1 protein-coding gene is annotated in these 1,046 nt (G+C 62.4%); it reads left to right on the top strand.

All coding sequences use genetic code 11. The features are described from left to right. Positions 1-671 precede the first annotated feature (671 nt). A partial coding sequence (locus ACH427_RS32350; RefSeq protein ID WP_398875403.1) for a reverse transcriptase N-terminal domain-containing protein occupies positions 672-1,046 on the top strand: 375 nt, incomplete at its 3' end.

Genomic DNA, 1,046 nt, shown 5'->3' with positions numbered 1-1,046 from the left:
TCGGCACCGGCGTGCGACACGAGGTCGCACAATGCAAGTAGACGCGATAAGGAGGTTGGCTCTCTGAAGTAGCCAATATCGCTGTCTCAGGTCAGTGCTCAAGACCTGTCCCCGCCCCGGCGCGCGTCGCGAGTAATCGCGGGGTGCGAAGCCCGGGGAACGTGGTCCAAGGGGTCCTGTTCCATCCAGGAGCCACAGGCCGGGGAAGGCCGAGCGGGTGAACGGAAGTGAATCCTCGTTGATGCCTCGTTACGACTCAGGCCCGTGGATGGAATGTGTGAAGGGCCGTTCAGAGCTGGCGGTTGAAAAGCGGCGAGTGCCGACCGGCGAGCCAGTGTCGGTCGGGAGAGCACCACTGCTCCGGGGTATAGAGGGCACCCAAACCGGCCGCATCTTGCATGTGCGGAACGTGGTAACCCCGTTGGAGACCAGACGTGCACACACCTGGTAAGCCGACCGCAAGGGAGGCCCAACTCTCCAGCGGGAACAGGAAGGCCCGAGAAGCGAAGGCCGGCAGCCGAAAGGAAACGGGAAACCGGACGAGGCAACGCGGCACCTCCGCCGACTGTCCGGATAACCGGCCGGATACAGGCTCCATGCCTGGCCCGAAAGGGAGCCCACGCAGGCCTGGTGAGTCTGCGAAGCACACGATGACGACGGCCCCAGAACCGATGGACAAGTTAGACGCTCCCGGTAACCGGGAAGCGAACGGACCTGAGGACGAACTCTTCGACTGGCAGTCGGTTGACTGGAACACGGTGGAAGAGGACGTACGGCGGCTGCGTCAGCGAATCTTCGCGGCATCAAGGAAAGGGGACCTGAAGAAGGTCCGCAACTTGCAGAAGCTGATGCTCCGTTCACGTTCGAACGCTCTGGTAGCGGTGAGACGCGTAACGGAGATCAACGCAGGACGCAAGACCCCAGGAGTGGACGGTTACACCGTTCTACGGGACAGTTCCAAGGCGGCACTGGCCGAGTGGACACAGTCCCGGGTGGAAACCTGGAAGCCGATGCCGGTCAGGCGTGTGTACGTAGCGAAGAGCAAT

Source organism: Streptomyces sp. NPDC020379 (assembly GCF_044387105.1).
Taxonomy (GTDB): Bacteria; Actinomycetota; Actinomycetes; order Streptomycetales; family Streptomycetaceae; genus Streptomyces.
The sequence above is the reverse complement of the archived record's forward strand: the minus strand, read 5'-3'. Positions and strand labels throughout refer to the sequence as shown.